Genomic DNA, 12,801 nt, shown 5'->3' with positions numbered 1-12,801 from the left:
CCCTGGTTCCACGATGCGAGAACGGGGCCGACGGATGCCGGACAGGGGCGTAGAGTGCCCCCATGAGCATCGATACGGACACCTCAGCACCGGACATCAAACCCCGTTCCCGCGATGTCACGGACGGACTCGAGAGCACCGCCTCGCGCGGCATGCTCCGGGCCGTCGGCATGGGCGATGACGACTGGGCGAAGCCGCAGATCGCCGTCGCCTCGTCGTGGAACGAGATCACGCCGTGCAACCTCTCGCTCCAGCGCCTCGCCGCTGCCGCGAAGGAAGGCGTGCATGCGGCGGGTGGGTACCCGCTCGAGTTCGGCACGATCTCCGTCTCCGACGGCATCTCGATGGGCCATGAGGGCATGCACTACTCGCTCGTCTCCCGCGAGGTCATCACCGACTCCGTCGAGACCGTGATGAGCGCCGAACGCCTCGACGGCTCCGTGCTCATGGCCGGCTGCGACAAGTCGATCCCCGGCATGCTCATGGCAGCCGCCCGCCTCGGGCTCTCGAGCGTCTTCCTCTACAACGGCTCGATCATGCCCGGCACTGCGAAGCTCTCCGACGGCACGGAGAAGGAAGTCACCCTCATCGACGCGTTCGAAGCCGTCGGCGCCTGCCGGGCGGGAACGATGTCACGCCAGGACGTCGACGCCATCGAACGTGCCGTCTGCCCTGGTGAGGGCGCGTGCGGCGGCATGTACACGGCGAACACGATGGCCTCGGCCGCCGAGGCGATGGGCATGTCCCTGCCCGGATCCGCCGCCCCGCCGGCGATCCACCGCAACCGCACGATCTACGCCCGCCAGTCCGGTGAGGCCGTCGTCAACCTCCTGCGCAAGGGCATCACTGCGAAGGACATCATCACGAAGGAGTCGCTGCACAACGCGATCGCCGTCGTCATGGCCTTCGGCGGGTCGACGAACGCGGTCCTCCACCTCCTCGCGATCGCCGCCGAAGCCGGCGTCGACCTCGAACTCGACGACTTCAACCGGATCGGGGACAAGGTTCCCCACCTCGGCAACGTCAAGCCCTTCGGCGAATACGTGATGAACGACGTGTTCAAGATCGGCGGCGTGCCCGTGATCATGAAGGCCCTCCTCGACGCCGGTCTCCTCAACGGCGACTGCCTCACCGTGACGGGCCGGACCGTGGCCGAGAACCTCGCCGAGATCAACCCTCCCGACCCCGACGGCAAGATCCTCCGGGCGCTCAACAACCCGATCCACGCGACCGGCGGACTCACCGTGCTCCGCGGCTCGCTCGCCCCCGAAGGCGCCGTCGTCAAATCCGCGGGCTTCGACGCCGACGTCTTCGAAGGCACGGCCCGGGTCTTCGACCAGGAGCAGCCGGCGATGGATGCGGTGCTGAACGGCGAACTGAAGAAGGGCGACGTCGTCGTCATCCGCTACGAAGGCCCCAAGGGCGGGCCGGGCATGCGCGAGATGCTCGCGATCACCGGTGCGATCAAGGGCGCGGGCATCGGCAAGGACGTCCTCCTCATCACCGACGGCCGCTTCTCCGGAGGGTCGACCGGGCTGTGCATCGGCCACGTCGCGCCCGAGGCCGTCGACGGCGGACCGATCGCCCTCGTCGAGGACGGGGATAAGATCACCGTCGACATCGCCGCCCGGTCGATCGAACTCCACGTCGACGAGGAGGTGCTGGCCGAGCGTCGCACGTCGTGGACGCTGCCGGAGAACCACCGACTCACCGGCGTGCTCGGCAAGTACGCGAAGCTCGTCCAGTCGGCCTCGACCGGGGCCGTCTGCCGCTGACCGTCGACGGGAGCCGCACCATGCGCATCGTCATCCTCGATGACTACCAGGACGTCTCCCGGGACTTCGCGGACTGGTCGGTCCTCGACGCCGACATCGACGTCGTCACCCGGCCGGTCACCGATACCGCGGATCTCGAGTCCCTCCTCGCCGGCGCCGAGGTGGTCGTCGCCATGCGCGAACGCACCGTCTTCGACGCCGACCGTCTGAGCCGGCTGCCCGATCTGCGGCTCCTCGTCACCACGGGGGCCGCGAACGCCTCGATCGACCTCGAGGCGGCGAGGGCACACGGGGTCACGGTGTGCGGCACCGAGGCCCCGCGGACGGCGACTCCGGAGCTGACGTGGGGACTCATCCTCTCCGTGCTCCGGCAGATCCCCGCGGAGGATGCGCGGGTGCGCGCCGGGGGCTGGCAGGAGACGATCGGGGGAGACCTCGCCGGGTCCCGCCTCGGCGTCATCGGTCTGGGCCGGCTGGGATCGCGGGTCGCCGCGGTCGGCAAAGCCTTCGGGATGGACGTCGTCGCGTGGAGTCAGAACCTCACCGCGGAGCGGGCGGCGGAGGTCGGGGTGCGGGCGGTGGACAAGGACGAGCTGCTCGCCACCTCCGATGTCGTGACGATCCACTACAAGTTGGGCGAGCGCAGCCGGGGTCTCATCGGGGCGTCGGAGCTTGCGCTGATGAAGCCGAACGCGATCCTCGTCAACACCTCCCGGGCCGGTCTCGTCGACACCGAGGCGCTGCTCGACGTCCTCGCGGACGGGCGGATCCGCGGTGCCGGCCTCGACGTCTTCGACACCGAACCCCTGCCGGGCGATCATCCTATGCGTCGTGCCTCGCGCACCGTGCTCACCCCGCACCTCGGCTACGTCACCGAGGAGACCTATCGGGTCTTCTACCCGCAGGCCGTCGAGGACATCGCGGCATGGACCGCGGGGGAGCCGATCAGGGTGTTCACGTAGGGCTTGACCTCCCGGGCCCACCCGCGGCCACCGTTTCGCTGAGAATGCGAAGCCGCGGCGGCCAAGCAGTCCTGTCATCGGCGTGTCGCCCGTAAACTCGCGGATCGTCAATGCCACTTCGTCTCTAGTCGATTGCCTTCTTTGTGTTAGTGATCACAGTTGGCTACAGTGAGCTGTATCTTCAGTTTCCGGTGAGTAACCAGTCAGGTTGTGCTCAGCTGAACTGTTCGATTGGCCGTGCGAGCGAAGGAAGTCTGATCGTTGATGATTGACAGTGCGTTTGAGATTCGTCGGGAGATCTACACTCTGCTTCCCTGCCCGATGCGCCATCGCATCTGCCATGAGAGGACCGCGTCGACCACTGCCCTCTAGGCCTCGCCATGGGGAAATACATCCTTCGACGGTTCATCAACTACTTCATCCTGGCATTCATTGCCACAGTGACGGCCTATATCGCGGCCAGTGCTTTCATGGACCCCGCGGCACGGTACCGCGGATAGAATCCTCCCTTGTCAGAGGCGTCAATCCAGTCGATCCTCAACGGTCATGGAACCAATCCGGACGTCCCCATCCTCCAGCGCACATGGGCGTGGCTGACGAACATCTTCCTGCATGGAGACTTCGGCACCACGGTCAACGGCAGTCCGGTGCTCACTGAGATCATGACCCGCGCCGGAGTGAGTCTCAAACTGCTGCTCATCGGTACGCTTCTCGGTGCGCTTCTCGGTGTCGTGCTCGGTGTTTGGGGAGCCGTAAGGCAATACAAGGGATCTGATCAGCTAGTGACTTATGCGTCCTATCTGATAATCGCCACGCCGACGTTCGTCATCGGTGTCGTGCTGATGATCCTCGCTACCAATTTCAACAATGCGGTCGGCGACAACCTCATACGCTTCACCGGTGAATACACGGTCGATATCGACCCTGGATTCTTTCCGTGGCTGGCAGATCAGTTCTCCCATATGTTGCTGCCGACGATCGCCCTGATCCTCATGAGCGCTGCCACGTACTCGCGCTATCAGCGGTCGGTCATGCTCGATGTGCTCAGCTCCGATTTCATACGCACAGCCCGATCCAAAGGGCGGACACGGAGATCCGCGCTCATCCGACACGGAGTGAGGGTCGCTCTCATCCCGATGTCGACCTACTTCGCGTACGCATTCGGCACTCTGGTCGCCGGTTCCGCGATGCTCGAAGTCGTCTTCTCCTGGAAGGGGATGGGCGAATTCACCATCAACTCCATTCTCCAATCCGATATCAACGCAGCGGCCGGGTCTGTCCTGTTCATCGCGGTCCTGACACTCATCTCGTCGACGCTGTCCGAGGTGCTCTACGCTGCACTCGATCCGCGAGTGAGGATCTGACATGGCTACTGATATTCCGATCTCAACCACTCCGGACACCGAGGTCGTCGCCCAGCGGTCTCGTCCTACGTCCCGGGCGAAGCTGATCTGGCGACGGCTCAAAGCCACCCCTCGCTTCTGGGTCGGCGGGATCATGCTCGCCTTCTTCGTCCTTTTCGCCGTGTTCGGCAACACCATCAACATCTACTCGCCGACCGACCAGGACATCTTCGCGCTCAACCAGCCTCCCAGCGCTCAGCATTGGTTCGGCACGAATGCGATCGGTCAGGACATCTACGCGCAGACTGTGGCTGGGCTCCAGAAATCACTGCTCATCGGCATCATCGCCGGGCCCGCCGCAAGCATCCTCGCGGCGATCATCGGTTCCACCGCCGGCTATTTCGGTGGGCGCGTCGAGGTCGTCATCGTCTGGTTCATCAACCTGCTGCTCGTCCTCCCTGCGTTCTTCATCCTCGTCCTGCTCTCGCCGCTGCTGCGGCAGCTGTCGTGGGTGGCGATCGTCGTCTTCCTCGCTCTGTTCGGGTGGATGATCATGGCGCAGGTCGTCCGCAACCAGACCAAGGCGATCAAGGACCGTGACTTCGTCAAGGCAGCCCGGTACATGGGAGTCTCGACCCCGCGCATCCTCAGCCGCCACATCATCCCCAACGTCGCTTCGATCCTCATAGTCGACGCCACTCTCGGAGTGGTCTCGGCCATCCTCGCCGAGACGTCGCTGAGCTATTTCAACCTGGGTATTCAGAAGCCGGACGTCTCGATCGGCACGCTTCTTGCCGAGGGATCCGGCGCCGCCGTCACCAGACCGTGGCTCTTCGTCTTCCCTGCCGGCGTCCTTGTCCTCATGCTGTTCGCCATCAGCCTGATGGCTGACGCTCTGCGCGACGCGATCGATCCGACATCAGGAGCCAATCGTGACTGACATCCTCAACTCCGTCCCCACACTGCCGACCTCCGATTCACCGATTCTCGAGGTCAGAGATCTGACGGTCACGTTCCCCAACTCGAACGGCGATGTGAAGGCAGTGCGCGGGGTCAACTATTCCGTCCGACCGGGAGAGTTCCTCGGCATCGTCGGCGAATCGGGTTCGGGGAAATCGGTGTCGTCGATGGCCGTGATGGGACTCCTTCCGTCGAACGCGGTGGTGGAAGGCTCGATCAGTTACCGGGGCAGAGAACTCTTGGGCATGCCCGATGAACAGATGTCTCGGCTGCGCGGTTCCGAGATCGCGATGGTCTTTCAGGATCCGCTCTCAGCACTCACTCCTGTCTACACCATCGGAGAGCAGATCGCCGAGGGACTGCTCCTTCACGATGCGTCATTGAGCAAGGACGCCGCGCATGACCGCGCGATCGAGTTGCTGCGCATCGTCGGCATTCCTGTGCCTGAACGCCGGGTCAACGCCTATCCTCATGAGTTCTCCGGCGGAATGCGCCAACGGGCCATGATCGCGATCGCGATCGCCAACGATCCTGATCTCATCATCGCCGACGAGCCGACCACCGCACTCGACGTCACCATCCAAGCACAGATCCTCGAGGTGCTGCAGAAGGCGCGGGAGATCACCGGGGCCGCCGTCGTACTCATCACGCACGACCTCGGCGTCGTAGCCGGCAACGCTGACCGGATCGCCGTCATGTATGCGGGACGACTGGTCGAGACAGGGCCAGTCGAGAGCGTGTTCTCCCGCCCGCAGATGCCGTATACATCCGGTCTGCTGCGGTCCGTGCCCAATCTGGCGACTGCGGGCACTCAACGGTTGGTGCCTCTCGAGGGCAGGCCCCCGTCACTGTCGAACCTTCCTACCGGGTGTCCTTTCGCACCGCGTTGCCCCATCGCGCTCGACATCTGCCGCGAAGTCGAGCCGGAACTGAAAGGCCATGGCATCGCCGGAACATCCGCAGCATGCCACCGCGCCGACGAGATTGCGTCGGGAACGCTGACCGCAGCGGAGATCTTCCCGCGCCCTGATCCGGTGCAGAGGAAAGCCAGGGACCTCGGGGCGGCGCAGATCCTCGAGGTCACGGATCTGCAGAAGCACTATCCCCTGCTCAAGGGAGCCGTCTTCAAACGACAGATCGGTACAGTCAAGGCCGTCGACGGCATCGATTTCGAGATCAAGGCAGGACAGACACTCGGCCTTGTCGGTGAATCTGGCTGCGGCAAGTCGACGACGATCGGGGAGATCCTCGAGATGGTCGCACCGCAGAAGGGTTCGATCGTCATCAACGGAGTCGACGTGTCGACTCTGTCGAAGCGGGAACGTCTGGCGCTGCGCAAGGACGTGCAGGTCGTCTTCCAGGACCCGATGGCTGCGATCGATCCGAGACTGCCCATCGCCGATGTCATCGGTGAACCCCTCACGGTGCATGGAGTCCGGTCGGCCGAGCGGCACCGCAGAGTTGAGGAGATGCTTGACCTGGTCGGACTCGACCCCTCGATGGCCGATCGGTATCCTCATGAGTTCTCCGGCGGCCAACGTCAGAGGATCGGAATTGCCCGAGCCTTGGTGACGAATCCAAGCCTCCTCGTCCTCGACGAACCGGTATCGGCTCTCGACGTCTCAGTTCAGGCCGGGGTCATCAACCTTCTCGAAGACCTCCGCGACTCACTCGGACTGTCCTATCTGTTCGTCGCCCACGACCTCGCCGTCGTCCGGCAGATCTCTGATTTCGTAGCGGTGATGTACCTGGGACGCATCGTGGAATATGGGGGTTCGGACGAACTCTATGCGAGTCCGAAGCACCCCTATACCCGGGCACTCATGTCGGCGATCCCGGTGCCCGATCCGCTCGTCGAACGCTCCCGCGAACGTGTACTTCTCTCCGGGGACCTGCCCAGCCCGACCGACGACATCAGCGGCTGCAACTTCCGCACTCGCTGCCCGCTCTACCTCCTGCTCGACCCCGAACGGCAGCAGATGTGCGCGCAGATCGATCCGCAGCCGAGTCCCTCGGGCGAGAGCCTGGTGGCCTGCCACCATTCGGAGCTGATCGGCGAGCTCGATCACCCCCACTGAACCAGCACAACCCGCTCAAGGAAAGGCAAGAACAATGATGATCAGGATGAGAAGGGCGACAGTGGTCGTCGCCGCGACCGCCGCTCTGGGGCTGGCTCTCTCCGGCTGCCAGCAGCAGAACAACGGCTCGGGCGGAGTGGACAGCGACAAGGCGGACAAGGAGATCTCGGCACTGCCGACCACCGATTACCAGAAGGCGAGCTACGACGAGGTCGCCGACGGCGGTACACTGACCTACCCGATGACGGAGATTCCGGCGAGTCTGAACTACTATCACGCCGACGGCGCGCACGTCGACAACAATAATCTGTACGGAACCTCGCTCGGCGGACCGATCTCCATCAAAGCGGACGGCACGTGGGAGGTCGACAAGAACTACGCAGAGAGCGTTGAAGTCGCCAGCGAGGACCCACTGGTCATCGACGTCAAGCTCAACAAAGACGCCGTGTGGGAAGACGGCACCCCGATCGACGTCGAGGACTACAAAGCCTTCTGGAAGACCCGCGACGGAAAGTCCGACGAGTACCAGGTCGCATCGACGAAGGGCTACGAAGACATCGAGTCGATCGAACCCGGGGCGGACAAGTACGAAGTGAAAGTGACTTTCAAGACGCCCAACATCGATTGGCCGAACTACATTGCGGCTCCGCTGCCGAATGAGATCAGTGAGGACCCCGAGGTCTTCAACAAGGAGTACACCAAGAAGGTGCTGCCCTCCAACGGTCCGTTCAAGGCCGAGAGCGTCGACAACAAGTCCGGTGTCATCACCATGGTGCGCAACGACAAGTGGTGGGGCCAGACCCCGAAGCTCGAGAAGGTCGTCTTCAAGGTCGTGTCGCAGGCGCAGCAGGCTCAGGCTTACGCGAACAAGGAGATCGACGTCGTCGATGTCGGCACCGACGGCGACGCGTATCAGACGGCGAACAACCGTGAAGACGGCGCCATCTACAAGTCGCAGGGAATGCAATGGACTCACCTGACGATGAACGCCGAGAAGGGCGCATTGAAGAACCAGGAAGTCCGTGACGCCATCGGCAGGGCAGTCAATCGCGAAGCGATCGCCCAGGCGGCCATCGGCCCGGTCGAGGCTCCGGTGACCTTGGTTAACAACTACACCTTCATGCCCGGTCAGAAGGGCTACCAGGACAACACCGGCGGCAGTCTGGATTTCGATCCCGAAGCGGCGAAGAAGATCCTTGACGACGCCGGATGGACACCCGGCGACGGCGGAGTCAGGGAGAAGGACGGCGAGAAGCTCCAATTCAAGATCGTCGTCCCTGCAGACACCGCATCGAATGCGCAGCGGGCTGAGCAGATCATGAAAGATCTAAACGAGGTCGGCTTCAAGATCGAGCTGGAGACCGTCCCGGTCGCCGCGTACTTCGCCGACAACATCCTCAACGGCAATTTCGATATGGCGACGTTCACCTGGGAAGGCACGGCGTTCCCGATCTCGTCGGGTTCGAACCTGTTCTACCCCGCCGACTCGGAGCAGAACTACTCGAAGATCTCGAGCGACGAGATCGGTGAGAAGTTCAAGGCTGCGACAGCGACGCTCGATGAGGAAGAGGCCCGTAAGCTGGCCAACGAAGGCGATGCGGCGATCTTCAAGCTCAAGCCGGTGATTCCGATCTACCCGACTCCGTACGTGTGGGGAGTCAAGGACGACATCGTCAGCCTCGGACCCCGCCAGCTTGAGACGCCTGATTGGACGACCATCGGCTTCAAGGACTGAGGCGACTGATATGACTGTCCATACAACCGGAGCGGCCAGAGGTTCGCTCACCTGATCTCCGGCCCCGTGGTTCCACGTTCTCCCACGGGGCCGGTCTCAAACGCATCATCGGGAGCGCTCCGGAGTTCGGGTGAGAAGACGCAGGACGCGGGCGGAATGATTCCGCCCGCGTCCTGCGGGTTGGTCCTCAGCGGACCACGGGAGTCCGCATCACCTCGGCGAGGGTCAGTTCACCTCGGCGGGATCGGCCGAGACCCGACCGCCGTTCTCGAGGGCATCGATCGAGGCCATCTGAACGTCGGTGAGTTCGAAGTCGAAGACGTGGAAGTTCTGGGCCATGCGCTCGCGGCTGTTCGACTTGGGGAAGAGGATGTGGCCGCGCTGCAGGTGCCAGCGGATGATGACCTGGGCCCACGACTTGCCGTGGGCGGCCGCGATCTCGCCGATGACGGTCGACGCGTAGTCGACGCTGCCCTGGCCGAGCGGTCCCCACGCCTCGATCTTGATGTCGTTCTCGGCGAGGAGGGGACGGGTCTCGATCTCCTGGAACTGCGGGTGGAGCTCGATCTGGTCGACGGCCGGGATGATGCCGGTCTCAAGGATCGCCGGCAGGTACCGGTAGTCGAAGTTCGAGACGCCGATCGACCGGGTCAGGCCCTCGTCGCGGTAGGAGGGGAAGGCCTCCCAGGTCTCGACGGCCTTGTTCTGGGCCGGTGCCGGCCAGTGGATGAGGTAGAGGTCGACGTAGTCGAGGCCGAGCTTGCCGAGGCTCTCCTCGAGCGCGCGGCGCGACTCGGCCGCACCCTGGCGGTCGTTCCACAGCTTGGTCGTGATGAAGAGCTCGTCGCGGGCGATGCCGGAGTTCTTCAGGGCGCGACCGACGCCCTCTTCGTTGCCGTAGACGGCAGCGGTGTCGATGTGACGGTAGCCGACCTCGAGCGCGTCGGTGACGATGCGCTCGGTCTCGGCCGGGTCGACCTTGAAGACGCCGAAGCCGAGCTGGGGGATGGTCTTGCCGTCGTTGAGAGTGAGAGTGGGAACCGACATCATGTCGCCTTTCGTCACGGATGGGAGTCTGATCGGCGCCCGGTGGGGCGCCTCGACGGGTTCAGCTGCCGGTCTCCGGCACCTGATCCGAGCGTACAACGGCACAAGGTCCGTGGATCATTCCCGGTTGTCCGAAAGTTTCCGTTGAACGGGAATCAGGGCCTCGCCGAGGCGGTCGGTCGGTGCGTCTGCGACGGCCGGGCCGCGCCGGTCGCGTTCAGTCGGCGGTCGCGCTCAATCGGCGAAGACCGTGTGGACGTCGCCGGTGTGGGCGCGCCCGCCGAGGTCGGTGAGTTCGAGGACGATGGCGGATCCGACCACCTCGGCGCCGAGTTCGCGGACGAGTGCCTGCGCAGCGGTGAGCGTGCCCCCGGTCGCGAGGATGTCGTCGACGAGGAGGACCCGGTCGCCGGGGGAGAGGACGGCGGGGGCTTCGATCGTCGCGGTGCCGTACTCGAGCGAGTAGGACACGGCGGCGGCCGGCCGGGGCAGTTTCCCGGCCTTGCGGATCGGGAGGATTCCGGCTCCGGTCATCGCGGCGATGGCACCGGCGAAGAGGAAGCCGCGGGCCTCGAGCCCGCCGACGAAGTCGAAGCGGCCGAGGAATGGGGCGATGAGCGCCTCGGTGACGGCGGTGAACGCGGGGCCGTCGGCGAGCAGGGGAGAGATGTCGCGGAAGTTCACCCCGGGTTCCGGGTAGTCGGGGATCGAGGTGATGAGGGCCTGCGCGCGGTCGAGCTCTGCATTCGTCACGGGTCAACTGTACTCGGGTGGGGTGGAGCCTTTTCGGCTGGTGCTCGAGAGCGTATCGTCGACGCCAAGACGTCAGGGCGCAGACCGGCGAGGGGAGAAGATGAGCACGTCCGATGACGAAGTCACCCTCGCCGAGGCGTTCGCTCGGGTGCCCCGGCAACGCTTCCTTCCCGAGCATCAGCAGGGGTGGGTGGGGTCCAACATTCCGCTCGAGATCGGGTGTGGTCAGACGAACTCGCAGCCGAGCACGGTCGCGGACATGCTCAGCCTCCTCGGCGTCGAGCCTGGTCACTTGGTGCTCGATCTCGGGTCAGGCTCGGGGTGGACGACCGCACTCCTCGGCGTGCTCGTCGGTGGGCGCGGCCGTGTCATCGGGGTCGAACGGCATCGGGAGCTCCTCGACAGTGCGATCATCGCCTGTGATGGGCTGGGGATCGAGTCGATCGAGTTCGCCGAGGCGGTCGCCGGGACCCTCGGCCTGCCCGAGCGTGCGCCCTTCGACCGGATCCTCGTCTCTGCCGAAGCTGTTGAGCTGCCTAGCAGTCTTGTCGAGCAGCTGAGGGTCGGGGGAGTGATGGTCATCCCCGTCTCCGGCGAGATGCTCCGCGTCGAGCGCACCGGCGAGGCGGCCGAGGACGTGTCGATCACTCGCCACGGTCGCTACCGGTTCGTCCCGCTCATCGAGGAGTGAGCGCGGACGGCTGGTCGTGAGCTCAGGGTTCGTCGTGAACGCAGGGTTCGTCGTGAGCCAGGCTCGAGGGCGACTAGCGGCGCGATACTTAGGCGCTTCGACGGTACTCCGACGCGGCCAAGGTGCTTCGACGGTACTCCGACGCGGTGAACCGACACATACGCGGTCGCGCTCAGCGCCCATTCCTATCGACGCGGTCATCCGACATATACGCGGTTAGCAGACCGCGTATATGTCGGATCGCCGCGTCGCTGGTGCGCCGTCGATGTCGAGCACAGCGCTCTCACTCGAAGTCGTTTGATACGAAATTCGTGCGTCTATTGACGTTTGTTTCGTATTAGAGCACTATGATGTCATGTACCAGGTGTTCACGACCGGAGAGCTGAGGAACCTCGGCTGTTCGGATCGCGACGTCCGACTTGCTGTCGACTGCTGTCTCGAGCTCGTCGCCCGAGGAAGGTTCGCCGTCAAAGCTCAGTGCGACAACCCCAGACATGCTCGGATCTGGGAGGCAGTTCGCCAAGGCGATGCCGAAGTGCTCGGAATGTTAGGGGATGTCCGTGACCGCCTCGAACGGACGAAGATCCTCATCAGAACGCGGGCTGACCTCATCAATCGACGCTGCGCGGATTCCGGCATCAGCTCTGCCGAAATCTTCTCCCACCTCTCCGCGGCCCTTCTCTGGGAATTCGTCATCGTGAGCATGGAGAAGCCTGTGGTCGAAGTCATCAGGACGAATACGAACACTCGGCACGCCCACCTGATCATCCGCAGACGAACCGTTCCGGCGCAGCACATCGCTCGCCTCGGCGATACCGTGGTGACGTCGAAAGAGCGCACGCTCATCGACGTAGCCCGTGATTACCCTCTCGACCTCAGCGTGCCGATGCTCGACGATGCTCTGCGGAAGTGCCTGGTCGCGGGCGACGGACTGCTCACGATTCTGTCCGAGTGCCCCGAAGTGCGTGATGCCGCCCGAGTGAGAACCGCCCTCGGACTCGCCGACCCCCGCCGCGAGTCGCCCGGGGAGTCGATCGTCGCGGTGCGGTTCCATGAGATCGGCGTGGACGGCTTCGAACCGCAGGTCGAGATCGTCGACGATCGCGGCTTCTTCATCGCCCGCGTCGACTTCCTGCACGCGAAGTCGAAGACGATCGTCGAGTTCGATGGGCGGATCAAGTACACACTCGACGGACAGGACGCCCGGGACGCCTTCGATCGGGAGCGCGAACGTGAGAGGCAGCTGCGAGCTCTGAGCTATCACGTCATCCGAGTGTTCTGGAAGGACCTGTGGAGGCGGCAGGCGTTCACCGAGATCGCCCGGATCGTCGCCGCGCGCACACCGGCTGCTTCGACGCGGTGATCCGACATATACGCGGTCGCGCTCCGTGCCCGTTCCTATCGACGCGGTGATCCGACATATACGCGGTCTGCTTACCGCGTATATGTCGGATCAC

General features: G+C 64.1%; 10 protein-coding genes. 8 read left to right on the top strand and 2 right to left on the bottom strand.

The window, feature by feature from the left end; genetic code table 11:
- Positions 1 to 62: 62 nt before the first annotated feature.
- The 6 genes from ilvD (at position 63) to EZE58_RS05465 (ending at position 8,853) form a co-directional block, all read left to right on the top strand.
- Positions 63 to 1,775: a dihydroxy-acid dehydratase gene (gene ilvD, locus EZE58_RS05490; RefSeq protein ID WP_131248124.1), complete on the top strand. Its 1,713-nt coding sequence runs from the start codon at positions 63 to 65 to the stop codon at positions 1,773 to 1,775.
- Positions 1,776 to 1,795: 20 nt separating this feature from the next.
- Positions 1,796 to 2,737 carry a D-2-hydroxyacid dehydrogenase family protein gene (locus EZE58_RS05485; protein WP_119296426.1) on the top strand — a complete coding sequence of 314 codons (942 nt, stop codon included), beginning with the start codon at positions 1,796 to 1,798 and terminating at the stop codon, positions 2,735 to 2,737.
- A 509-nt stretch (positions 2,738 to 3,246) separates the two neighbouring features.
- On the top strand, positions 3,247 to 4,101 hold the full coding sequence (locus tag EZE58_RS05480; RefSeq protein WP_306460268.1) for an ABC transporter permease: 855 nt from the start codon (positions 3,247 to 3,249) through the stop codon (positions 4,099 to 4,101).
- Between the two features lies 1 nt (position 4,102).
- Complete coding sequence (locus EZE58_RS05475) at positions 4,103 to 5,020, top strand: ABC transporter permease (protein WP_063249092.1); 918 nt, start codon at positions 4,103 to 4,105, stop codon at positions 5,018 to 5,020.
- The gene (locus tag EZE58_RS05470) at positions 5,013 to 7,118 is read left to right on the top strand and encodes an ABC transporter ATP-binding protein (protein WP_009379335.1); all 2,106 of its coding nucleotides are present in this window, start codon (positions 5,013 to 5,015) and stop codon (positions 7,116 to 7,118) included. Before EZE58_RS05475 ends, EZE58_RS05470 begins: the two co-directional genes overlap by 8 nt.
- 46 nt (positions 7,119 to 7,164) lie before the next feature.
- The gene (locus EZE58_RS05465; protein WP_223289960.1) at positions 7,165 to 8,853 is read left to right on the top strand and encodes an ABC transporter family substrate-binding protein; all 1,689 of its coding nucleotides are present in this window, start codon (positions 7,165 to 7,167) and stop codon (positions 8,851 to 8,853) included.
- Between the two features lie 225 nt (positions 8,854 to 9,078).
- Here EZE58_RS05465 and EZE58_RS05460 read toward each other — a convergent pair whose 3' ends face one another.
- Complete coding sequence (locus EZE58_RS05460; protein WP_167560070.1) at positions 9,079 to 9,900, bottom strand: aldo/keto reductase; 822 nt, start codon at positions 9,898 to 9,900, stop codon at positions 9,079 to 9,081.
- A 234-nt stretch (positions 9,901 to 10,134) separates the two neighbouring features.
- Positions 10,135 to 10,653, bottom strand: coding sequence for an adenine phosphoribosyltransferase (locus tag EZE58_RS05455; RefSeq protein WP_167560011.1), 519 nt, complete (start codon positions 10,651 to 10,653; stop codon positions 10,135 to 10,137).
- 100 nt (positions 10,654 to 10,753) lie between these two features.
- Here EZE58_RS05455 and EZE58_RS05450 point away from each other — a divergent pair, with 100 nt between their 5' ends.
- Positions 10,754 to 11,344 (top strand): methyltransferase domain-containing protein, encoded by a 591-nt coding sequence (locus EZE58_RS05450; RefSeq protein WP_167560009.1) that lies wholly within the window; start codon positions 10,754 to 10,756, stop codon positions 11,342 to 11,344.
- A 544-nt stretch (positions 11,345 to 11,888) separates the two neighbouring features.
- Positions 11,889 to 12,707 carry a hypothetical protein gene (locus EZE58_RS05445; protein WP_167560007.1) on the top strand — a complete coding sequence of 273 codons (819 nt, stop codon included), beginning with the start codon at positions 11,889 to 11,891 and terminating at the stop codon, positions 12,705 to 12,707.
- The last annotated feature ends 94 nt before the right edge of the window (positions 12,708 to 12,801 follow it).

This window comes from Brevibacterium sp. LS14 (assembly GCF_012027885.1).
In the GTDB taxonomy this organism is placed as follows: domain Bacteria; phylum Actinomycetota; class Actinomycetes; order Actinomycetales; family Brevibacteriaceae; genus Brevibacterium; species Brevibacterium casei.
This window is presented reverse-complemented; position numbering and strand designations above follow the sequence as displayed.

Excerpts from the sequence above, each read along its gene's own strand:
- EZE58_RS05485 (WP_119296426.1), top strand. The coding sequence starts at position 1,796 with ATGCGCATCGTCATCCTCGATGACTACCAGGACGTCTCCCGGGACTTC.
- EZE58_RS05450 (WP_167560009.1), top strand. The coding sequence starts at position 10,754 with ATGAGCACGTCCGATGACGAAGTCACCCTCGCCGAGGCGTTCGCTCGG.
- EZE58_RS05460 (WP_167560070.1), bottom strand. The coding sequence starts at position 9,900 with ATGTCGGTTCCCACTCTCACTCTCAACGACGGCAAGACCATCCCCCAG.
- EZE58_RS05445 (WP_167560007.1), top strand. The coding sequence starts at position 11,889 with ATGTTAGGGGATGTCCGTGACCGCCTCGAACGGACGAAGATCCTCATC.
- ilvD (WP_131248124.1), top strand. The coding sequence starts at position 63 with ATGAGCATCGATACGGACACCTCAGCACCGGACATCAAACCCCGTTCC.
- EZE58_RS05465 (WP_223289960.1), top strand. The coding sequence starts at position 7,165 with ATGAGAAGGGCGACAGTGGTCGTCGCCGCGACCGCCGCTCTGGGGCTG.
- EZE58_RS05475 (WP_063249092.1), top strand. The coding sequence starts at position 4,103 with ATGGCTACTGATATTCCGATCTCAACCACTCCGGACACCGAGGTCGTC.